We start from the raw sequence: 22,257 nt of genomic DNA on the forward strand, positions 1-22,257 counted from the left end.
CCGTGCGCCGTCACCGGCTCGGCATATTCGTACACACCTTCGAGGTTGCAGGTGCCGCCCTTGGCCACGGCGCCTAGCGACTTTTCCAGAATGGTGGTCAAGCCACCGGCCTTGTTGCCGGGCGAGGGGTTGTTGTTCATTTCGCCGCCGTTGATCTCGGTGTAGTGCTCCCACCACTTGATGCGGCCCACCAGCTTGTCGGCAATCTCGGGGCGCACGGCACGGCGCGTGAGAAGGTGCTCGGCGCCATACACCTCGGGGGTTTCACTCAGGATGGCGGTGCCGCCGTGGGCCACCAAAATGTCCACCGCCGCGCCCAGCGCCGGGTTGGCGCTGATGCCAGAGTAACCGTCCGAGCCGCCGCATTGCAGGCCTATGGTGATGTGTGAGGCGTCGCACGGCTCGCGCTTCACCTTGTTGACGCGTGGCAACATTTCCGTGATCAGCTCAATGCCTTTTTTCACCGTCTTTTGTGTGCCGCCCGTATCCTGGATGTTGAAGACACGGAAGTTTTCACCCTCGCGCAGCGATGCGTGGGCCAGCCAGGCGCTGATCTGTGCGGCTTCGCAGCCCAGGCCAATCGCCACCACGCCGCCAAAGTTGGCATGTGTGGCGTAGCCGGTGAGGGTGCGCTCCAGCAACTGCATGCCCAGGCCTTCGCTGTCCATGCCGCAGCCGGTGCCGTGCGTCAGTGCCACCACGCCGTCGATGTTGGGGAAGTCGGCCAGGGCCGATGGGTTGGTCTGGCGTGAGAAGTGCGCCGCAATGGCGCGTGCGGCGGTGGCCGAGCAGTTCACGCTGGAGAGAATGCCAACGTAGTTGCGCGTGGCCACGCGACCATCGGGGCGCTTGATGCCCATGAAGGTCGCCTTCTGCGGCGTGGGGTTGGGCTTGACGTCTGCGCCAAAGGCGTAGTCGCGCGAGAAGTCGCCTTTGTCCGGCCCCATGTTCAGGTTTTGCGTGTGCACATGTTCGCCCTGCGCAATGGGGCGCGAGGCAAAACCGATGATCTGGTTGTAGCGGCGAACCGGAGCGCCGGCTTCCAGCGCGCGGCTGGCCACCTTGTGCCCGGCGGGGATCAGGCCGCGCACGGTGAAGTCTTCTATGGTGGTGCCGCCCACCAATTGGGCGCGGGCGATGACCACGTCATCGGCGGGGTGGAGTCGGATAAAGGGCGTCATCGTGTGTCTCGTTTCTTGTGGTGACTTGTGGGTGTGAGAGGAATATTCTGGGCAACAGCAATACCAATGGCGGCAGGCTGGAGATCGGTGGGCTGTGCTCGGGCTAGCGCTGTTCGGCGGTTTCTCGGGTTTTGGGTGGCGTGGCTTGCGCCTCGGACCAACTGGCGCTGAAGCGTTGGTGTGATTGATCCATGTGTTCTTGCATGGCGCGGCGCGCGCGGTCGGCGTCGCGCGCCACGATGGCCGCGTAAATCTCTTGGTGCTCGCCAATCGCCGCGCGCCACGAGGCCACGGTTTCAAAGTAGCCGCCGAGCCGCTCAAACAGCGGGCCACGGCGCGAGTCCCAGAACTGCAGCACGGTTTCGGTCAACACCGCATTGCCGCAGGCCTGCACAATGGCCAGATGAAAGGCGCGGTCGCCGGCCATGGGCAAGACGCCCTTGTCGGTGTCGCGCTGCATCGCGGCAATGGCTTGCGCCATGGCGGTCAGGTCCGCAGGGCGGGCTTGTACGGCGGCGATGGCGGCAATCTCGCCTTCGACCACGCGGCGTGCACGGATCAATTCCAGCGGCCCCCATTCGGAAGAGGGCACGGCTTGCTTGCGTGTATCGGCCTGGCGGGCCAGCACATAAACGCCCGAGCCGGTGCGCACTTCCACCCAGCCTTCCACTTCCAGCGCAATCAGCGCCTCGCGCACCGAAGGGCGGCTCACGCCCAACTGCACGGCCAGTTCGCGTTCGGCGGGCAGGCGCGCGCCCACCGGGAACTCTCCCGACTCGATCAGCGCTTGTAGTTGCCCGGCAATCTGCCGGTACAGGCGTTGGGGTTCGAGACTGTGCAGGGGCATAGAAAAACAGATCCAGTGATGGGCGGCTTAGGGTTAGGCCTTAATTGGCCAAGTGGTAAGGCCAATTAATATTCCCATAGTTAGTTTTGGCCACATATTGGGCAAAACCCTGAAACCCTTCGCGCGCCAACTCCCACTGGCCGCACAACCCCATGGAGATGCAATGAGGCTCAAAGGTAAAACGGCATTGGTGACGGCGGCTGGGCAAGGTATTGGCCAGGCCGCGGTGTTGGCCTTGGCGGCAGAGGGCGCCACTGTCTGGGCCACCGATGTGAACGCCAAGCTGCTGGCGTCGTATGAAGGTGTGGCCAACGTCAAGGCGCTGCCACTTGACGTGCTGGACAAAGCCGCCATAGGCAAAGTCATCGACAGCATGCCGGCCATCGATGTGTTGTTCAACTGCGCGGGCGTGGTGCACAACGGCTCGGCGCTCGAGTCCACCGATGCCGACCTGGACTTTGCCTTCAACCTCAATGTGCGCGCCCAGGTATGGGCCATCCAGGCGGCGTTGCCACGCATGCTGAAGAGTGGCGGCGGCAGCATCATCAACATGGCCAGCGTATGCAGCAGCATCAAGGGTCTGCCCAACCGCTTTGTTTACGGCACCACCAAGGCGGCGGTGATTGGCATGACCAAATGTGTGGCGGCTGACTTTGTGGCGCAGGGCATTCGCTGCAACGCCATCGCCCCCGGCACGGTAGACACCCCTTCGCTGCACGACCGCATCAACGCCAACGCCGACCCCGAAGCCGCGCGCAAGGCCTTTGTGGCACGCCAGCCCATGGGTCGCCTGGCGCAGGCGCACGAGATCGTGCCCATCGTGGTTTACCTGGCGAGCGACGAGTCGGTGTTTGCCACCGGCCAGGTGTTCTCCATCGACGGTGGCATGACCATATGAACCAGCTCGACCTGAAGGGCCGCCACGCGGTCATCACCGGCGGTGCCGTGGGTCTGGGTTATGCCATTGCGCAGCGCATGCTGGCCTCGGGCGGCACGGTCACGCTGTGGGACATGAACGAGCAATCGCTTGCCACGGCCAAGGAACAACTGGGCCAGGGTGTCACGACCGTGGCGGTAGACGTGTCGCGCCACACCAGTGTGGTCGATGCCGTGCGCGATACGCTGGCGCTGAACCCGGCGATCGACATTTTGGTCAACTCTGCCGGCATCACCGGCCCCAATGTCAAGCTGTGGGACTACCCGCCCGAGCAATGGATGCAGGTGCAGCAGGTCAACCTCAACGGCTTGTTTTTCTGCTGCCGCGAACTGGTGCCGCACATGCGCACGCGCAACTACGGCCGCATCGTCAACATTGCCTCGGTGGCCGGCAAAGATGGCAACCCCAACGCCAGCGCCTACAGCGCCAGCAAGGCTGGCGTGATGGCGCTGACCAAGTCGCTGGGCAAAGAGCTGGCCGACACCGGCATACGTGTGAACTGTGTGACGCCCGCCGCCGTGAAGACGCCTATCTTCGACCAGATGTCGCCCGAGCACATTGCCTTCATGCTGTCGAAAATCCCCATGGGGCGTTTTGGCACACCTGAAGAAGTGGCGGCCATGGTGACGTGGCTGTGCAGCGAAGATTGTTCGTTCTCCACCGGCGCGGTATTCGACTTGTCGGGTGGACGTTCCACTTACTAAATTTGAGCAACGGGCTTAGTGCTCTAATCAAACATCCCAACTGAAAGGACCCTGGATGAAACTCGTGCGTTATGGCAACCCTGGCAAAGAAAAGCCGGGCCTGGTAGATGCCGATGGCAAGCTGCGTGACCTGAGCGGTGTGATCAAAGACTTCACGCCCGACCAACTCAGCGATGCTGCATTGGCCAAAATCCGCAAGATCAAGACCGACAAGTTGCCCCTGGTGCGTGGCAAGCCGCGTATCGGCTGCCCCGTGGCCCGCGTCGGCAAGTTCATCGCCATTGGCCTGAACTACGCCGACCACGCTGCCGAATCCAACCTGCCCATCCCCAAGGAGCCGGTGGTGTTCATGAAGGCCAATAGCTGCGTGCAAGGCCCGAACGACGACGTGATGCTGCCCAAGGGCTCGGTCAAGACCGACTGGGAAGTGGAACTCGGCGTGGTCATCGGCAAACAAGCACGCCACGTGTCGCAAAAGTCGGCCCTAGACTATGTGGCCGGCTACTGCACCATCGACGACGTGAGCGAGCGTGAATTCCAGATCGAGCGCGGCGGCACCTGGGACAAGGGCAAGGGTTGCGACACCTTCGGGCCCATCGGCCCCTGGCTGGTGACACGTGATGAAGTGCCGAATCCGCAAAAGCTCGACATGTGGCTGGACGTGAACGGCGAGCGCAAGCAAACCGGCAGCACCAAGACCATGATTTTCAGCGTGGCCAAGATCATCAGCTACGTCAGCCAGTTCATGACGCTGGAACCCGGCGATGTGATCACCACCGGCACGCCTCCAGGTGTGGGCATGGGTGCCAAGAAGGACGGCAAGCCTGCGCCCGTGTACCTGAAGAAGGGCGACGTCATCACCCTGGGCATCGAAGGCCTGGGTGACCAACGCCAAACCGTGGTGCCGTTCAAGCTCTAAGCTGAGCCGAACCCGCCGGTTTTGCCACCGGCAACCCTAAGCAGCGGCGATCTCTCGCGAGACGCCGCTGTTTTGTTTTGTGGCGGCGCCATCAGGGTTTACCCGTGATTTCGGGGTAGGCCCCCGCACAGGTGACAGCGAGCAGATTAAAAACTTGTGCGAATGTCAAAAAATCCTGCAAAATAGAACGATCGTTCGTTTTATTTTCTGAAATGCAATGTCTGCCACCGCGCTTCGTGCGAAACCGTCTAAAAGCCTGCAAAAGGGGCAGCAAACCAAGGCCGCCATCGTTGATGCCGCCCTGGGCCTGGCGGCGCAGATAGGGCTGGAGGGGCTGAGCATCGGTGCATTGGCCGAGCTGATGCAGATGAGCAAGTCGGGTGTGTTTGCCCATTTCGGCTCGCGTGAAGAGCTGCAGATTTCGGTGGTGCGCGAGTACCACACGCGTTTTGAAGACGAAGTGTTCTACCCCGCGTTGAAGTCCACCCGTGGCCTGGCGCGTGTGCGCGCCATGTTTGCCAACTGGATGAAACGTACCTCGGTCGAAATCGACTCGGGCTGTATCTACATCAGCGGCGCAGTGGAGTTTGACGACCGCCCCGGCATCGTGCGCGACGCGCTGGCCGAGTCGGTGATGACCTGGCACAGCGCGATGAAGCGCGCCATCACCCAGGCCAAAGAAGAGGGCGAGCTGAAGGCCGACCTCGATGAATCACAAATGCTGTTCGAGATCCACGGCCTGATTCTGGTGCTCCATTACGAAGCACGCTTCCTGCGCAAGGAGGGCTCGCTGCAACGCGCCATGACCGGCTTCGACAACATCCTGGCGCGTTGTGCCGTGCCTGCACCCGATGTTGCCGTCGTGCCCAAGACGGCGCGCAAAGTTTCCGCTAAATCAACCGGCAAGACTGGCGCCTGAGCCGCCAAGCCATTTCTCTATTCAAACCCATCCCCAAGGAGCCAACACCATGCCGACCTACAACCCACCGCTGCGCGACATGCAATTCGTCATGCATGAAGTGTTTAATGTTGCCGATGAATTCAAGGCCATTCCGGCGTTTGCTGAAGTGGACGCAGACACCATCAATGCGGTGCTGGAAGAGGCCGGCAAGTTCGCCTCCGAGGTGACGTTTCCGCTGAATATCAGCGGCGATGAAGAGGGCTGCACGCTGGACAAAACCACCCACACGGTGACCGTGCCCAAAGGTTTTAAGGAAGCCTACGCGCAGTACGTGGAAGGCGGCTGGGCGGCGCTGAGCTGCGACCCGGAATACGGTGGCCAAGGCCTGCCATCGGTGATGAACCAGTGCCTGTACGAAATGCTCAACAGCGCCAACCAGGCCTGGACCATGTACCCCGGCCTGAGCCACGGCGCCTACGAAGCCCTGCATGCCCACGGCACGCCAGAGCAAAAGAAGCTGTACCTGCCCAAGCTGACCAGCGGCGAATGGACCGGCACCATGTGCCTGACCGAACCCCATTGCGGCACCGACCTCGGCATGCTGCGCACCAAGGCCGAACCACAGGCCGACGGCAGCTACAAGATCACCGGCAACAAGATCTTCATCTCGGCCGGCGAACACGAGATGACCAGCAACATCGTGCACCTGGTGCTGGCGCGCCTGCCCGATGCACCCAAGGGCAGCAAAGGCATCAGCCTGTTTGTGGTGCCAAAGTTCCACGTCAAGGCCGACGGCTCGCTGGGTGAACGCAACCCTATCTACTGCGGTGGCCTGGAACACAAGATGGGCATACACGGCAACGCCACGGCACAAATCGTCATTGACGGCGCCATCGGCACGCTGGTGGGCGAGCCCAACAAGGGCCTGGCCGCGATGTTTGTGATGATGAACGCCGCTCGTCTGGGCGTGGGCAACCAGTCGCTGGGCTTGACCGAAGTGGCCTACCAGAACGCGTTGGCTTATGCCAAGGACCGTATCCAGATGCGCAGCCTCTCTGGCGTGAAGGCCAAGGACAAGGACGCTGACCCCATCATCGTGCACCCCGATGTGCGCAAGATGCTGCTCACCGCCAAGGCCTACGCCGAAGGTGGCCGCGCGCTGCAAATCTTCTGCACGTTGCTGCTCGACAAAGAGCGTCAGCATCCGGACGAAAAGGTGCGCAAGGAATCGGCTGAACTGGTGGCGCTGCTGACCCCCATCGTCAAAGCCTTCATCACCGACAACGGCCATATCGCCACCAACCATTGCATGCAGGTGTTCGGCGGCCACGGCTTTGTCAAAGAGTGGGGCATGGAGCAGTTTGTGCGCGACAACCGCATCAACATGATCTACGAAGGCACCAACACCATTCAATCGCTCGACCTGTTGGGCCGCAAGGTGCTGGGCAACAACGGCGCCACGCTGAAGAAGTTTGGCAAGCTGGTGGGCGCCTTGGTGATGGAAGAAGGCGTGAACGAGAAGATGGCCGAGTTCATCAGCCCGCTGGCCTACCTGGGTGACCAGATGACCAAGTTCACCACCGAGATCGGTTTCAAGGGCTTCCAGAACCCCGATGAAGTGGGTGCTGCTGCCGTCGACTACCTGCGCGTCGCCGGTCACCTGGTGTTTGCCTACCTGTGGGCGCGTATGGCGCAAGTGGCGCTGCGCGAAATCGCGGCCGGTAACACCGACCCGTTCTATGTCGGCAAGCTGCAGACCGCACGTTTCTACTTCGCCAAGCTGTTCCCGGAAACCGCTTCGCTGATGCGCACCGCTCGTGCGGGCAGCAAGGTGTTGATGGACACCGACGCCGCTTTGGCCTGATGTCCTGGCGCCCGGGTTGCTAAGTTAACCCGGGCATGGTCCGCGTACTTCCACAGAAGAGAGAGACAACATGCGCATTCCAAAATCTTTCATCGCCCTGCTGTTGATGGCCACCTCTGGCTTCGCCGCCGCGCAAATGAGCCCCGTAGGCTTGTGGCGCAGCGTCGATGACAAGACCGGCGAGTCCAAGGCCGAGATCCGCATCTCCGACAAGGCCGGTGCACTTGAAGGCCGCATCGAGAAAACCCTGCGCAAGGATGCTAAGCCCGACGCCAAGTGCGACGAGTGCACCGACGAGCGCAAGGGCAAGCCCGTGGTGGGCCTCGACATCATTCGCGGCGGCAAGAAGGCCGAAGGCAAGGATGTTTGGGAAAACGGCAAGATCCTCGACCCCGAAAACGGCAAGGAATACCGCGCGAGCTTCACGCCCATTGAAGGCGGCAACAAGCTCGAAGTGCGCGGCTATCTCGGCCCCTTCTGGCGTACGCAAACCTGGACCCGCGTTCAGTAAACCATTCAAGAGATTCACACCATGTCCAGATTCCAAGTGAAAAAAGTCGCCGTCCTCGGCGCAGGCGTGATGGGCGCGCAGATTGCTGCGCACCTGGTCAACGTCAAAGTGCCTGTGGTGCTGTTCGACCTGCCGGCCAAAGAAGGCCCAAAGAACGGCATCGTCACGCGCGCCATCGACAACCTCAAGAAGCTCAAGCCCGCACCGCTGGGTGTGGCGTCTGATGCCAGCCTGATCCAGGCCGCCAATTACGAAGAGAACCTCGATCTGCTGAAGGACTGCGATCTGGTGATCGAAGCGATTGCCGAGCGCATGGACTGGAAGCTCGACCTGTACCAAAAGATCGCGCCGTTTGTGGCCAAACACGCCATCGTCGCGTCCAACACTTCGGGTCTGTCGATCACCAAGCTCAGCGAGGCCCTGCCCGATGCAATCAAGCCGCGCTTCTGCGGCATTCACTTCTTCAATCCGCCGCGCTACATGTACCTGGTGGAGTTGATCCCAACCCCCACCACACAACTGTCCATCCTCGACGACCTGGAAACCTTTGTGACCAGCGGCCTGGGCAAGGGCGTGGTACGCGCCAAGGACACGCCCAACTTCATCGCCAACCGCGTCGGCATTGCCGGCATGCTGGCCACGATGAAAGAGGTGGAAAACTTCGGCCTGACCTACGACGTGGTCGACGATCTCACCGGCAAGAAGCTGGGCCGTGCCAGCTCGGGCACCTTCCGCACCGCCGACGTGGTGGGCCTGGACACCATGGCCCACGTCATCAAGACGCTGCAAGACAACCTGACCGAACAAACCGATCCGTTCTACGCCAGCTTTGGCACGCCCGCCGTGCTGAAGACGCTGCTGGAAATGGGCAACCTGGGCCAGAAGGCCAAGGCCGGTTTCTACAAGAAGGTCGGCCGTGATGTGCTGCGCTTCGAATTGGAAAGCAAGGAATACGTGCCCGGTGGCCAGAAGGCCGACGAGGTGTATGGCCGCATGCTGAAGAAGCCTGCGGGTGAACGCCTGAAGCTGCTGCGCGAGAGCGAAGGCCCGCAAGGCCAGTTCCTGTGGGCGGTGCTGCGCAACAGCTTCCATTACGCTGCCGTGCACCTGGCTTCGATTGCCGACACCGCACGCGATGTCGACTTCGCCATGCGCTGGGGTTTCGGCATGCAGCAAGGCCCGTTCGAGCTTTGGCAGGAAGCCGGTTGGCTGCAAGTGGCGCAGTGGATTCAGGAAGACATCGCCGCTGGCAAGACGCTGTCGAATGCGCCGCTGCCGGACTGGGTGCTCAAGGGCCCGGTAGCCGAGGCCGGTGGTGTGCACACGCCTGAAGGTTCGTGGAACCCCACGTCTGGCAAGTTTGAAGCGCGTCGTGTGTTGCCGGTGCATGGCCGTCAGCTGTTCCCCGAAACCGTGTTGGGCAGCCAAGCCGTGCCGTTCTCCAAGGCAGGCACCACGGTGCACGAAGACGCCGGTATCCGGCTGTGGAGTCTGGATGGCGAGGTGCTGATTGCCAGCATCAAAACCAAGATGCACGCCATCAGCCCCGAAGTGGCCGAAGGCCTGCAACGTGCCGTGGACTTGGCCGAGCAAAGTTACCAAGGTTTGGTGGTCTGGTCGGGCGACGATCCGTTCAGCGCCGGTGCCGACCTGCAAGCCATGATGCCCGCCTTCATGGCCGTGGGTGTGAGCGCCATTGAAGACGCCGAGCACCACCTGCAGCAAACCATGCTGCGCCTGCGCTACGCCAGCGTGCCTGTGGTGTCGGCCATCCGTGGCCTGGCGCTGGGCGGCGGCTGTGAGCTGGCCATCCATTCGGCACGCCGTGTGGTGGCGATGGAAAGTTATATCGGCCTGGTGGAAGTGGGCGTGGGCCTGGTGCCAGGCGCCGGTGGTTTGACCTACATCGCCCGCCGTGCGGCCGAGAACACCGCGCTCTCTACCGACAAAGACATCTTGAAGTGCCTGACCGAAGGTTTCACTGCCGCCGCCATGGCCAAGGTCGGCACCAGCGCGCTGGAAAGCCGCCAGCTCGGTTATGTGCTCGATAGCGACATCATCGTGCCGAACAAGGACGAGTTGCTCTACGTGGCGCTGGCCGAAGCCAAGGCCATGTTTAACAGCGGCTACCGTGCGCCCCAGCGCCGTATGTTCCCGGTGGCGGGGCGTTCGGCCAAGGCCACGATCCAGGGCCAGTTGGTCAACATGCGCGACGGTGGCTTCATCAGCGCACACGACTTCCACATCGCCAGCCTGATCGCAGGTGTGGTCACCGGCGGTGACGTGGATGCCAACACCCTGGTCACCGAAGAGTATTTGATGACGCTGGAGCGCCAAGCGTTCTGCTCGCTGATCGTCAACCCCAAGACGCAAGAGCGCATCTTGGGTATGTTGAGCACGGGCAAGCCGGTACGGAATTAAGGAATCACCATGAGCAAACAAATTCAAGAAGCCTACATCGTTGCCGCCACGCGCACGCCGATCGGCCGCTCGCACAAAGGCTTTTTCCGCAACACGCGGCCCGACGATCTGTTGGCCACCGTGCTGCGCTCGGCGCTGGCACAAGTGCCGGGCCTGGACCCGGCCACCATCGAAGACGTGATCTGCGGCTGCGCCATTCCTGAAGGTGCACAAGGCCTGAATGTGGCGCGCATTGGCGCGGTGCTGGCGGGCCTGCCCAAGTCGGTGGGCGGCATCACCGTCAACCGTTTCTGCGCGTCTGGCCTGTCGGCCGTGCAAATGGCGGCCGACCGCATCCGCGTGGGCGAAGCCGATGTGATGATTGCCGCCGGCACCGAGAGCATGAGCATGGTGCCTATGATGGGCAACTCGCCCAGCCTGTCGCCCACCATCTTCAGCAACCCTGACGATATCGAGAGCTACGGCATCGCCTATGGCATGGGTCTGACGGCCGAGAAGGTGGCGCAGCAGTGGAAGGTCAGCCGTGACGCACAGGACGCTTTTGCCTACCAGTCGCACATGCGTGCCCTGGCGGCGCAAAAGGCTGGCGAGTTCACCAATGAGATCACGCCCGTGACGGTGGACGAACGCTCGGTCAACCTCGACACCGCCGAAGTCAGCATTCGCCAACGTGTGGTGAGCCTGGACGAAGGTGCACGCCCCGACACCACGGTGGAAGGCCTGGCCAAGCTGCGCACGGTGTTTGCCGCTCGCGGCTCGGTCACGGCGGGCAACAGCTCGCAGACCTCGGACGGCGCGGGTGCGCTGATCCTGGCCAGCGAATCGGCGGTGAAGCGTTTTGGTCTGACACCGCTAGCGCGTTTTGTGAGCTATGCCGCCAAGGGCGTGCCGCCGCACATCATGGGCATTGGTCCGATCGAAGCCATTCCCGCCGCGCTGCGTTACGCCGGCCTCAAGGCCGATGACATCGACTGGTTCGAACTCAACGAAGCCTTTGCCGCGCAGTCGCTGGCGGTGATGAACACGCTGGGTCTCGACCCCGCCAAGGTCAACCCCATGGGCGGCGCCATTGCCTTGGGCCATCCGCTGGGCGCCACCGGCGCCATCCGTGCCGCCACGGTGGTGCATGCCTTGCAGCGCAAGAAACTGCGCTACGGCATGGTCACCATGTGTGTGGGTATGGGCCAAGGCGCAGCTGGTATCTTCGAGCGCGTTTAAATCTTTTGATTTAGACCATGGCCATGCACGACTTCGACCAGGCCCTGCAACTCACCCCCGTTGGCGCTGCCGCCGACGGTGTGAGCACCGGTACCGCAAGCCCGCGTTACTGGAACATGGTGGGGCCGTTTGGCGGCGCCACCGCAGCGGTGATGCTGCAGGCGGTGTTGCAACACCCAGACTGTCTGGGTGAGCCGATTGCGCTCACGGTGAACTTTGCTGCTGCCCTGGGGCAGGGCGCCTACACCGTGACCGCGCGTGCGGCCAAAACCAACCGCTCCACGCAACACTGGACGGTGGAGATGACCCAGCCCGACGCCGATGGTGTGCCGCAGGTCCTGACCACGGCCACGGCGGTGACCGCCGTGCGTCGCGAGACCTGGGGCGGCAGCGACAGCCCCATGCCCGAGGTGCCCCACGCCCAAGAGGTTGAAGCGATCAAAGGCCCAATGCCGCTGGAATGGCTGCTCCGCTACGAGATGCGCCCGGTGGCCGGTGCTGTGCCGACTGCGTGGGACGGCGCTGAAAACCCCTTGCCACCCGAGCAGGCCAGCCTGTCGCGTCTGTGGGTGCGTGACGTGCCACCGCGCCCGCTAGACTTCGCGTCGCTGGCCGCGTTCGCCGATGTGTTCTACCCGCGTGTGTGGCTGCGCCGCGCCATCATGGTGCCCGCAGGCACGGTGTCCATCACCACCTACTTCCACGCCAGCGCCGCACAATTGGCCGCCACCGGCGACAGCTTTTTGCTGGGCCAGGCGCGCGGCCAAGGTTTTCGCAATGGCTTCTTCGACCAGGCGGTACAGTTGTGGAACCCGGCGGGTACATTGCTCGCCACCTCGCACCAAATCGTCTACTACAAGGCATAGGCTTTGGCCGAAGCTTGAGTGAACGCGATCCCAACACTTGAATCCCCTGGAGACTCCACCATGAGCGACATCCTCACCCACACCGACGGCGGTGTGACCACCATCACCTTCAACCGGCTCGACAAAAAGAACTCCATCACCGCCGCGATGTACAGCGCGCTGGCCGATGCACTCGACGCCGCCAGCGCCGACGCTGCCGTGCGTGTGGTGGTGTTCCAGGGCCATGAAACCATCTTCAGTGCCGGCAACGACATTGCCGACTTCCTGAACAACCCACCTTCCGGTGAAAACGCGCCGGTGATCCGCTTCCTGTACGCTTTGTCCAGCTTTGCCAAGCCGGTGCTGGCGTCGGTCTGCGGCCCGGCTGTGGGCATTGGCACCACGCTGCTGTTCCATTGCGATCTGGTTTATGCGGGTGACAACGCGGCGTTCTCCATGCCTTTTGTCAACCTGGGCCTGTGCCCGGAAGCGGGTTCCAGCCTGCTGGTGCCGCAGATGATGGGCTACCACCGCGCATGTGAAGCGCTGCTGTTGGGTGAGCCTTTTATGGCCGAAGCCGCCCTGGAAGTGGGCCTGGTGAACCGCGTGGTGCCACCGACCGAAGCCAACGGCATCGCCCAAACGCAGGCCCGCAAACTGGCGGCCAAGCCGCTGAGTGCGCTGGTGGAAACCAAGCGTCTGATGAAGAGCGGCACCGCGGCGCAAGTCACGGCCAAGATCAATGAAGAGCTGCTGAGTTTTGGCCGCATGTTGCGTGAGCCTGCGGCGCGTGAGGCTTTTGGCGCCTTCATGGAAAAACGCCGTCCGGACTTTTCAAAAGTCTAGAACCGGCTGCCCGCTGTTTTCACTGAGGGGCGTTGCGCAGCGCCCTTGCAGGGCACAATGCCAGCAGGATTTTGTGCGGTTTTGCGGTGTTTCCATGGTGCGCACGATGGTTACAGTTTGTGTTGGCGGCCTGGTTTATTCTGCGAGTCCAACGACCATACTGGAGACAACCCATGAGCCGTCAGATCTTCGTCAACCTGCCCGTTCAAAACATGGCGCGCTCCAAGGCGTTTTTCACCGCCTTGGGTTTTGCATTCAACCCGCAGTTCACCAACGACCAAGGCGCATGCCTGGTGCTCAGTGAAAATCACAACTACGTGATGTTGCTGGTCGAAGACTTTTTCAAAACCTTCATCGACAAACCCATAGCCGATGCCAAGAAAAGCACCGAGGTGTTGGTCTGCATTTCATGCGACAGCCGTGCGGAGGTAGATGAGTTGGTGGTCAAGGCCCGTACCGCCGGTGCCACCGTGCCACGCCAGCCGCAAGACTATGGCTTCATGTACTCGCACGGCTTTGAAGATCTGGACGGCCACATCTGGGAGCTGGCCTACATGGATCCCAGCGCCAACCCGGCATCGTCGCCCCAGGCTTGAACCCACGCGGAACGTAAACCCGTTCCTAGAGGCTGTCGTTATCCAGTAACTCGTGCAGTGCATTGCCCAGCATGACCAGGACCAAGCTACCGAAGGTAGCCACAACGACCAATTCCATCCATTCCATAGAGCCTCCAATACGGTTAAGTTTGTAAGGTTTTGTATGGAGGTAGCTTAAGCAGCCGCCACTGGCCGCCATGTGGGCGGCGGCTAAAGCAACCAGTCAGCCCACAGCGTGTGCCGGCGTAGGCCTGGCGCTTACAGCAGCAACTGCGCCAGCGACGGTACGAAGCCATCGGCGTCTACCGCCTCTATAGGCTCACCGTGGTTGTAGCCATAGGTCACCAGCACAACCGGGCAGCCAGCCGCGCGTGCGGCTTGGGCGTCGTTGCTGGAGTCGCCCACCATGAGGGTCTGGGCGGGCAAGTGGCCCAGGGCTTCGCAGGTCTTGAGCAGCGGTAGCGGATCGGGTTTTTTGCGTTCGAACGCGTCGCCGCCAAACACATGACGAAAGAAAACGTTCAGGCCTTTGCGTTCCAGCAGCGGACGCGCAAATGAGGTCGGCTTGTTGGTCAGGCAGGCCAGGGCCCAGCCCCTGTCCTGCATGGCGCGCAGGCCCTCCACCACGCCGGGGTAGACGTCGGCAAACTGGCCGTTGATGGCGAGGTAATGTGTCTGGTAGTGTGCCCAGGCGGCGGGATAAAAGTGTTTGCAGGCGGCCTGCACATCCGCTTCACCGGTTTCTGTCAGCACCTTTTGCAATACCGAGAGAATCAAATGCTCAGAACCTTTGCCCACCATGTTTTCAATTGCCTGGGCGGCAATACCGGGCAACTGCAGTTCCTGCAACATGCCGTTGAGCGCGGCGCTGAAGTCGCCTAAGGTGTTCACCATGGTGCCGTCGAGGTCAACGATGGCGGCGCGGATGTGGTCTTGGTTCAACGTAATAAAGTTCTGAACGGAAGAATAGAGTTCTGAATTTTCTTGGTTCATTCAAGGTCGCATAGAGAAAATAGTTCTGAACAAATTTACTCGATCTGGTTCGCCCTAGTTGAACTAGGGCGCGGGATGGCTCTGCTAGGCGGCTTTCTCGCCGGCTAGTTCGCCATCAAGAGGGACTGAGCACACGCTGGTGGGCTGCTTCAGGCTGATTGCGGCCATACGCAGGAAAGTTGCGAATGACTGCTAAGACTCCCAGTCTGGGCATCTTTTGGTGCCCAAATGATTGGGCGAGCGGCAGCGTCAGCACTAGCAGGATGTTTTGGCAGGCTAGATACCGCGCTCCCGGGGCACCACATGGCAAGGCGCGTTCCTTGCTATTAGGCGGTTCGATCGGACGCTGCCGCCAAAGTGTGGTCGGGCGTGTTGGTAACGGCTACCTATTTATATGTGCGTTGCCGTACATACCGCAGTCCGTGCTTACTGTATGCTGCTCGATGACTAAGGTAATTTAGGCGGCAAACGCTAACCGACACTTAGGCCTTAATGGAGCGGCATCGACCGCTTCGACATTAGCCACAGCCCGAGACCCTTCATCAGGCCATTAAAAGAAAGGCCTGCCTATGCGCTCCGTTGACTCCAGTGATCGGGCTAATGGCGACGTCGATTTCGTCGCCAATGCCGCGGTGGCCCGTTGGCAAACCATCGTGGAGGCTCTCACTCCGTTGCTGGGCCAACGTGGAGTAGCTGCGCTCTACCGGCGCACGCTGCATGTTGCTGGGCGCAGCCATCCGTGCCTGCTTGACGCGCAGGAAACGATAGAACCAGTGACTTTTATCGCGTTACGCCAAGTGCTCATGCAGCAAACGGCAGACACTGCGGCCGCCGCCACTGATGTATCTATCGAAACCTTTCACGAGCTGTTGGACAGTTTGATCGGCAAGTCCTTGACCCAAAGATTGCTCGGCAGCGTGTGGTCTCCTCTTTTCAGCGGCTCGCCCGCGCAGGAAAAATCTAAATGACCTCCAAAGTGACCATCAACCGTCTTGCCACAGGCGTACCTGGCTTGGATGAAGTGCTCGGGGGAGGTCTTCCTGAGTTCTCATTCAATTTGCTGGCTGGCCCCCCAGGCTGCGGCAAGACGACTCTCGCGCACCAGATGATGTTCGCGTTGGCCTCTCCCGAACGCACTGCGCTGTATTTCACGGTACTCGGCGAGCCACCGTTGAAGATGCTGCGCTACCAACAACAGTTCGCTTTTTTCGATAACGACAAAGTCAACCAGTCGATTCGTTTCATTAACTTGTCCGACTCAACTGCGCTGGGCGATTTGGACGCAGTCCTAGAAAAAATCACGCATGAGGTTCAGGCGAAGAATCCAGCACTCGTGTTTGTCGACTCGTTCCGCTCCGTGGTGCTTGCTAGCCAGGCGCAAGGAAAACACAGCGGCGAACTTCAGCGCTTCATTCAACAGCTCGGCATGCTGATGACCAGTTGGCAGGCCACCACCTTCTTGATCGGCGAGTATTTCAACGAAACGGACGCCAACCCCGTATTCACGGTGTCGGATGGCCTGATCTGGGTACGCCAGAGCGTGCAGCGCAATTCCATGGTGCGCAAGATGGAGATTCTGAAGATGCGCGGGCAACCAACCTTGCCTGGCTTGCATACTTTTCGCATCGATCAGTCCGGCATCCAGGTCTTCGCGCCCATGCTTCAACGCCTTGCCCGACCAGAACCATCGGCGGAGGGTTTGGGCAGTGAACGCTTGTCCATTGGTGTTCCAGACCTTGATCTGATGCTGGGTGGCGGTTTGCCACGCGGCTACTCCGTACTGGTTTCGGGCCCATCGGGTTCCGGCAAAAGCATACTCGCCACGGCCTTCTTGGCCGAAGGTGCGCGGCGGGGCGAAACCGGCGTAATCGCCGCATTCGAGCAACAACCCAGCGGGTCACGTAACCCGGTTTTGGCCGACTTGATTGCCGCCGGTTCGCTAGGGCTCGTCGACAGTCGGGCACAGGATTTATCCATAGACGAAATCTTGTTGCAGTTGGTGCAAGAAATCCAGCGCCTGAAGGCTACGCGGGTGGTCATTGACTCCCTCTCCGGCTTCGAATTGGCGTTGGCGCCGACGTTTCGAGAGGACTTCCGCGAATCTTTGATGCGATTGGTCACAGGGCTCGCGAGCACGGGCGTTACGGTGATGATGACCTGCGAACTCGAAGACCGGTACAACGACCTACGTTTCAGCCCCTACGGCACAGCCTTCCTGACTGACGTCATCATTGTGCAGCGCTATATTGAACTCGACAGTCGGTTGCGGCGGATGATGGCAGTGGTGAAAGTTCGGGGCAGTGCGCATTCCGACGAACTGCGCTTGTTCAGCGTCAATGGCAATGGCATTCAGCTAGGCGAAACACTTGGAGAAAGAGAGGGGCTACTTGGCGGGCGGCCCACACTTTGCCTACCAAAAAAACATTCTGAGTCTCAACCGGCGAATGAAGCTCGAATGCTCTAACTCGGCACGCAGCGACCGAGGAATTTTGACTTGGGTTTATTCAAAAAGTCCCAACTAAATTCATCTACTCAGCCGCTCACTGAGGAACTGGCCGCGCTTCGCCAAAACATTGCCGAAGCAAGATTAGTTTTGGAAAATCTGCAGAAGGAAATCCTCGAAGCGCGCAAAGTTAAAAAATCGCGCAGCGATGCGCAGTTGCGCGAGATGAATGCCCGCTTGGTGGAGGCCGCGATGCGCAACCAAGAGGATACGGATTCCGCAATGCAAGCGCTTGAAACACTTACTCGGTCTGCGCAGTTGGACGTGCTCACGCAATTACCGAATCGGGCCATGATGAATGATCGTTTCACGCAGGCTATCGCCGGTGCGAAACGTCACAACATGCAGCTCGCTATCCTCTTCATCGACCTCAATGATTTCAAAAAAATCAACGACCGCTTAGGCCATGACGCTGGCGACGAGGTTCTCCAAAAAATATCGCGCCGCCTGGTGAGCGCGGTACGAGACGTTGATACGGTCAGCCGCCACGGCGGCGACGAGTTCCTGGTTCTTTTGTCCGACGTGGCTCAGAGGTCTGACGCGGAATTGGTTTCGGATAAATTGTGTCTCGCCGTTGGCGAGCCCATGGTGATCCAAAAATGGAAGCTGCGTCTGTCGATCAGCATTGGTATTGCACTCTATCCTGAAGATGGCTTAGAGCAAGCAACACTCGTTAAACATGCGGATGCCGCGATGTACCAAGCGAAGCATTTAAAGGCCCTGAGTTCAGCAAGCCGCAAAGGTAGCGGGGGCTAGGGGCTTTCCACTTCCGCTGGCCGCCCTTGTTAACCCAATTTATCTCCAAACGCAGATGCCGCCTTCGAGATGCCTGGCCATTTAAAGCCGAATATCACGACGGCACCTCAAGAAGGTGATTTCCTGACGGTACAAAATAGGACTCTGCACAAGAGTGTCCATTTACGTAGGTCGCGTAAGAGTCCAAGCCCATTTCTAAGTGCGCCCGTCAAGCGGGCGTTTACGCGTCTGGAGAGTTGGAGGCGAGGTGCCAAGGCTAAAGATAATTGGGCTTTACGCTTTATATGGTGCGAACTGAATCCCTGGGATGCCACCGCGACGGGAATTTTTTGGATGCACCCAGCGAGTTCGCTGCGGACGCCTTCGGTGGGCTTGAGTGAGGGCGTCACGAAGCTTCGGAAGAAGGTCGCTCCGCCGGCAACGCATCTTTGCACCGTGGCGGGTGTCATCTATTATTCTGTATGTTCGCTAGGGAACAAGTAGAGGAGCCAAGAAACATAAGATGAATGTCTGGTATCTCGCGGCCTTCGTTCAGCTTATTGCGGGATCCCTGAGAACACTACCCAGGAGTTGCCGCCATGTCGAACCTCATCGATTCGGTGCAAAACCAACTGCTCTCTGCGCTTCCCCCTGCGCAGTGGCAGCGCTGGAAGCAGGATCTAGAACCGATCGAGCTCTCACTCGGTCTGGTTCTTTACGAATCCGGCCTCGTCATGACGCATGTTTACTTTCCCACGACTGCGATCGTGTCTCTGTTGTATGTCCTTGAAGATGGTGCTTCGGCGGAGATCGCCGTTGTGGGCAACGAGGGCATTGTCGGTATTTCGTTGTTCATGGGGGGCGGTTCCACGCCGAGTCGCGCCGTGGTACAGAGCGCTGGGCATGGCTATCGGCTTCCCGCGACCGCCATGCAGGTGGAATTTGATCGCGGTGGTCCTGTGTTGCATCTTCTGCTGCGCTACACCCAGGCATTGATTACCCAAATGGCGCAGACCGCAGTTTGTAATCGCCACCACTCACTGGATCAGCAGTTATGCCGCTGGTTGTTATTGAGTCTGGATCGCCTCAAGGGATTGGAACTGCTGATGACGCAGGAGTTGATTTCCAACATGCTAGGTGTGCGTCGAGAAGGTGTGACCGAAGCCGCACTCAAGCTTCAGAGGGCGGGTCTGATTCGTTACGTTCGCGGTCACATTACAGTGCTCGATCGCGCTGGTTTGGAACGTCGATCCTGCGAGTGCTATGCGGTGGTAAAGAAAGAATACGACCGCTTGCTACCGCCAAAAATAGCTTCCTAGAGCAGCCTGTTGCGACAGAAGATCTGCGAGATTTTGGCGGATGAACGCCGGCGGCTAAAAACACGCGATCCTGAGGCTGTATGTGCGTTATCAGACAGTCATAGCCTTGAAATACGGCGCAGACTAAATGTCTCGTTGCTTGGCAACGCACCGTTAGACTGCATTGTTCCAAGCTGAAAATCACCTCGTCGAGTTGCTTCCCCGCAAAGATAGACAGCGTTTATTGTCCGTTTGTGAGCAGGTTGAACTGACGCTAGGACAGGTGTTGTGCGAGTCGGGCGCATACATGCGCCATGTCTATTTTCCGAACAATTGTTGTATTTCTTTAGTGAGCGCCATCGATGGGCGCGCTGGACTGGAGGTGGGCATGGTCGGGCGTGAGGGCATGATTGGAGCGCACCTGGTGTTTGGGGTATCCATTGCCCCTTTGCACGCGGTGGTGACAGGGGCGGGGCGTGCATTGCGCCTCGACTGCAGCATTTTTCGAACCGAGCTGATCCGTAGCGCTGCTTTGCAGCACACTCTTGGGCGCTACACCTATGTAATTTTTTCGCAGTCTGCCTCGTCGATGGGATGTCAGCGTTTTCATCTGCTCGGCGCGAGGCTGGCCCGATGGCTACTGATGCGGCATGACCAAGCGCAATCAGACAGCTTTCTTGCGACCCACGAGGGACTTGGGCATGTGTTGGGGGTGCGCCGCGTAGGCGTCACACTTGCTGCCGGGGTATTGCAGAGTAAAGGCTTTATTGCATACAGCCGGGGAATGCTGACCGTACTTGATCGAGGTGGTCTTGAAGGGGTGGCGTGCAGCTGCTACGCCCGAGATCGGAGCATTTATGACCAGTTTCTTCAAGCTAAACAAGCCCAGCTCTCCACGAAAACGCATGTTGAGCGTGGCCTTCGTGCGGCACACAAGAGCGTTGGGTAAAACGCGTGTGAGCCCATGTACGGTGCGTTAGCGTACAGACAAGAATCGTCTCGTGGCACATGCTAAAAGGCTGGGCGCGCCGCGCCTTCACACCTGGTGATCGCTAAATCGATTGCCTCAGGAAGGGCTCCACCATGCGTGCGCTTGTCTATCAAGGCCCAGGCCTGAAAACTCTCCAGGAGCACCCCAAGCCCGAGATAAAAGCTCCCGGCGACGCTATTGTGAGGATAACCAAAACCACCATCTGCGGTACTGACCTACACATCCTCAAGGGTGATGTGGCAAGCTGCCTGCCGGGAACCATTTTGGGTCATGAAGGCGTCGGCATTGTGGATTCGGTGGGGGCGGCGGTCGATACGTTCAAACCTGGCGATAGGGTGCTGATCTCCTGTATTACCTCCTGCGGGCGCTGTGTAGCATGCCGCAAGGGCATGAATTCGCATTGCACAACCGGCGGCTGGCTTCTTGGCAATTGCATCGACGGCACGCAGGCTGAGTTTGTGCGGGTCCCCCATGCGGACACCAGCCTGTATCCAATCCCTGAAGGCGCCGACGAAGAAGCTTTGGTGATGCTCAGCGACATCCTGCCCACCGGTTTCGAGTGCGGCGTGCTCAATGGCAAAGTCAAGGTAGGCTCAAGTCTCGCCATCGTGGGGTCGGGGCCCATCGGGCTCGCTGCCTTGCTCACGGCACAGTTTTATGCGCCGGCCGAAATTATCATGATTGACTTAGATGACAACCGGCTTGCTGTCGGTAAGCACTTTGGCGCCACCGCGACGGTGAACAGCAGCGCAGGCGATGTCGCACAACAAGTGATGGCGCTCACAGACAATTGCGGTGTAGACACGGCGATTGAAGCCGTGGGCATTCCCGCGACCTTCAAGATTTGTCAAGATATCGTGGCAGCGGGGGGCACTATCGCCAATGTTGGTGTGCACGGCGTCAAGGTCGATTTACACCTTGAAAAGCTGTGGTCGCACAACGTCACGATTACCACCGGACTTGTGGACACGAACTCTATCCCTATACTGCTGAAAACCGTGCAGTCAAAGCGGGTTGACGCTCGGCAATTGATTACGCATCGCTTCAAGTTAAGCCAGATACTGGAGGCCTATGACACTTTTGCAAACGCAGCCAGCACCAAGGCCTTGAAGGTCATCATCGAGGCTTAAAAGCGCTGATAGAAGGAGCGTACATCGAAATCCGTGCGCCTTACCGGATCAGCAACACGGGCGTACTACAACGTGCCATCACCGACATCGCAACGGATCCCATGACCCATGACCATATTCCCCAGCGCCGAATGCCCGTGTGAGCCCATCATAATCAGATCTGCCTTTTCTTCGCGCGCGACCGGGTGGTTTTTCCGGCGAACGCACCACCAATACCGGGACTGGCGCCAAGCAAATGATTTGTTCCGCTCCGCTTCCGAGAAAGAGGTGCACCACACCACGGCGGCCGTGCGTCCCCGCTACGATCAAGTCCGCAGGCCAGTCGATTGCCGCTTTGGCCACGGTGTCGCCGAGCCGCTGGCCGAAGGTAGCGAAGAGCACATGGTCGGCTCCGAAACCGGCCGCACTCACGATGGCCATGGCATCGTCGAGGATCTTGCCGCCCTGGTCTTGCACTACTTTGAAGAGATCGGCCGAGTAGTCTCCCGTCTGGTCAAGGCCCAAGACAAACGGACTTTCATCCGCTATATACACCAGCCGCAGTTGCGCTCGACCACCGGACCCGGTGGACATCTGCAGCGCCGCAACGAGGGCTTTATTAGATGTTGAACTTCCATCGACGCAGACCACGATTCGTTCGTACATACCTCCCCCAGCAAATAGGTCGCGACACCTTGCCGTGAAAAAATTCACCTATCGGAACATGGTGCGCGCGCCGCAAACGCCGGTCTGTACGCTGGCAAACATTACGGAACTTTAATGATGAACCAGGCTGGCAGCGAGACAAACTCCAATAAAACAGCTTGTGCAACACGCT

Annotated in this window: 21 protein-coding genes and 1 pseudogene; 17 read left to right on the plus strand and 5 right to left on the minus strand. The window is 59.8% G+C overall.

The genetic code is table 11. The features are described 5' to 3' along the window. Nucleotides 1-1,181 (minus strand): UxaA family hydrolase (locus ACFQ95_RS13810; protein ID WP_422831833.1); only part of this gene is annotated, 1,181 nt, incomplete at its 3' end. Between the two features lie 103 nt (nucleotides 1,182-1,284). Beyond that, complete coding sequence (locus ACFQ95_RS13815; protein WP_422831835.1) at nucleotides 1,285-2,028, minus strand: FadR/GntR family transcriptional regulator; 744 nt, start codon at nucleotides 2,026-2,028, stop codon at nucleotides 1,285-1,287. A gap of 163 nt (nucleotides 2,029-2,191) precedes the next feature. Between ACFQ95_RS13815 and ACFQ95_RS13820 the strand changes: the two genes are divergently transcribed. From ACFQ95_RS13820 to ACFQ95_RS13870, 11 genes are all read left to right on the plus strand, one after another. Then, entirely contained in the window at nucleotides 2,192-2,926 is a 735-nt protein-coding gene (locus tag ACFQ95_RS13820) for an SDR family oxidoreductase (RefSeq protein WP_422831836.1), read from the plus strand. Beyond that, a complete protein-coding gene (locus ACFQ95_RS13825; protein WP_422831838.1) occupies nucleotides 2,923-3,669 on the plus strand; it encodes an SDR family NAD(P)-dependent oxidoreductase in 747 nt (248 codons plus the stop codon). The genes ACFQ95_RS13820 and ACFQ95_RS13825 overlap by 4 nt, the downstream gene beginning before the upstream one ends. A 55-nt stretch (nucleotides 3,670-3,724) precedes the next feature. After that, on the plus strand, nucleotides 3,725-4,588 hold the full coding sequence (locus ACFQ95_RS13830) for a fumarylacetoacetate hydrolase family protein (RefSeq protein ID WP_422831840.1): 864 nt from the start codon (nucleotides 3,725-3,727) through the stop codon (nucleotides 4,586-4,588). A gap of 217 nt (nucleotides 4,589-4,805) precedes the next feature. After that, entirely contained in the window at nucleotides 4,806-5,507 is a 702-nt protein-coding gene (locus ACFQ95_RS13835; protein WP_422831841.1) for a TetR/AcrR family transcriptional regulator, read from the plus strand. A 49-nt stretch (nucleotides 5,508-5,556) separates the two neighbouring features. Next, entirely contained in the window at nucleotides 5,557-7,353 is a 1,797-nt protein-coding gene (locus tag ACFQ95_RS13840) for an acyl-CoA dehydrogenase C-terminal domain-containing protein (RefSeq protein WP_422831842.1), read from the plus strand. 70 nt (nucleotides 7,354-7,423) lie between these two features. After that, nucleotides 7,424-7,864 carry a DUF2147 domain-containing protein gene (locus ACFQ95_RS13845; RefSeq protein ID WP_422831844.1) on the plus strand — a complete coding sequence of 147 codons (441 nt, stop codon included), beginning with the start codon at nucleotides 7,424-7,426 and terminating at the stop codon, nucleotides 7,862-7,864. Nucleotides 7,865-7,885: 21 nt separating this feature from the next. Further along, entirely contained in the window at nucleotides 7,886-10,285 is a 2,400-nt protein-coding gene (locus ACFQ95_RS13850) for a 3-hydroxyacyl-CoA dehydrogenase/enoyl-CoA hydratase family protein (protein WP_422831846.1), read from the plus strand. A 9-nt stretch (nucleotides 10,286-10,294) separates the two neighbouring features. Beyond that, entirely contained in the window at nucleotides 10,295-11,503 is a 1,209-nt protein-coding gene (locus ACFQ95_RS13855; protein ID WP_422831848.1) for an acetyl-CoA C-acyltransferase, read from the plus strand. Nucleotides 11,504-11,520: 17 nt separating this feature from the next. Further along, entirely contained in the window at nucleotides 11,521-12,369 is an 849-nt protein-coding gene (locus tag ACFQ95_RS13860; protein ID WP_422831850.1) for an acyl-CoA thioesterase, read from the plus strand. A 60-nt stretch (nucleotides 12,370-12,429) separates the two neighbouring features. Next, entirely contained in the window at nucleotides 12,430-13,194 is a 765-nt protein-coding gene (locus tag ACFQ95_RS13865) for an enoyl-CoA hydratase (protein WP_422831852.1), read from the plus strand. A 173-nt stretch (nucleotides 13,195-13,367) separates the two neighbouring features. Continuing rightward, a complete protein-coding gene (locus ACFQ95_RS13870; RefSeq protein WP_422831853.1) occupies nucleotides 13,368-13,790 on the plus strand; it encodes a VOC family protein in 423 nt (140 codons plus the stop codon). Nucleotides 13,791-14,048: 258 nt separating this feature from the next. On the opposite strand, the gene gph is transcribed toward ACFQ95_RS13870, so the two are convergent. Next, nucleotides 14,049-14,783, minus strand: a complete 735-nt coding sequence (gene gph / locus ACFQ95_RS13875; protein ID WP_422831854.1) for a phosphoglycolate phosphatase — start codon at nucleotides 14,781-14,783, stop codon at nucleotides 14,049-14,051. 569 nt (nucleotides 14,784-15,352) lie between these two features. On the opposite strand from gph, the gene ACFQ95_RS13880 reads away from it, so the two are divergent. From ACFQ95_RS13880 to ACFQ95_RS13905, 6 genes are all read left to right on the plus strand, one after another. Beyond that, nucleotides 15,353-15,751: a hypothetical protein gene (locus tag ACFQ95_RS13880; RefSeq protein WP_422831856.1), complete on the plus strand. Its 399-nt coding sequence runs from the start codon at nucleotides 15,353-15,355 to the stop codon at nucleotides 15,749-15,751. Beyond that, a complete protein-coding gene (locus ACFQ95_RS13885; protein WP_422831858.1) occupies nucleotides 15,748-17,247 on the plus strand; it encodes an ATPase domain-containing protein in 1,500 nt (499 codons plus the stop codon). The genes ACFQ95_RS13880 and ACFQ95_RS13885 overlap by 4 nt, the downstream gene beginning before the upstream one ends. Nucleotides 17,248-17,277: 30 nt before the next feature. Further along, nucleotides 17,278-18,042, plus strand: a complete 765-nt coding sequence (locus tag ACFQ95_RS13890; RefSeq protein ID WP_422831859.1) for a diguanylate cyclase domain-containing protein — start codon at nucleotides 17,278-17,280, stop codon at nucleotides 18,040-18,042. A gap of 578 nt (nucleotides 18,043-18,620) precedes the next feature. Further along, the gene (locus ACFQ95_RS13895; RefSeq protein ID WP_422831860.1) at nucleotides 18,621-19,340 is read left to right on the plus strand and encodes a Crp/Fnr family transcriptional regulator; all 720 of its coding nucleotides are present in this window, start codon (nucleotides 18,621-18,623) and stop codon (nucleotides 19,338-19,340) included. 163 nt (nucleotides 19,341-19,503) lie between these two features. Continuing rightward, nucleotides 19,504-20,268 (plus strand): Crp/Fnr family transcriptional regulator, encoded by a 765-nt coding sequence (locus tag ACFQ95_RS13900; RefSeq protein WP_422831861.1) that lies wholly within the window; start codon nucleotides 19,504-19,506, stop codon nucleotides 20,266-20,268. Nucleotides 20,269-20,402: 134 nt separating this feature from the next. Next, complete coding sequence (locus ACFQ95_RS13905; RefSeq protein WP_422831863.1) at nucleotides 20,403-21,440, plus strand: zinc-dependent alcohol dehydrogenase family protein; 1,038 nt, start codon at nucleotides 20,403-20,405, stop codon at nucleotides 21,438-21,440. A 65-nt stretch (nucleotides 21,441-21,505) separates the two neighbouring features. On the opposite strand, the gene ACFQ95_RS13910 is transcribed toward ACFQ95_RS13905, so the two are convergent. After that, nucleotides 21,506-21,592 (minus strand): hypothetical protein, encoded by an 87-nt coding sequence (locus ACFQ95_RS13910; RefSeq protein WP_422832114.1) that lies wholly within the window; start codon nucleotides 21,590-21,592, stop codon nucleotides 21,506-21,508. A 109-nt stretch (nucleotides 21,593-21,701) separates the two neighbouring features. After that, a pseudogene (locus ACFQ95_RS13915) lies at nucleotides 21,702-22,085 on the minus strand (universal stress protein); the annotation flags it as partial. Nucleotides 22,086-22,257: the final 172 nt, after the last annotated feature.

The sequence above is a fragment of the Variovorax sp. HJSM1_2 genome (assembly GCF_049316285.1).
GTDB lineage: Bacteria > Pseudomonadota > Gammaproteobacteria > Burkholderiales > Burkholderiaceae_C > Rhodoferax_B.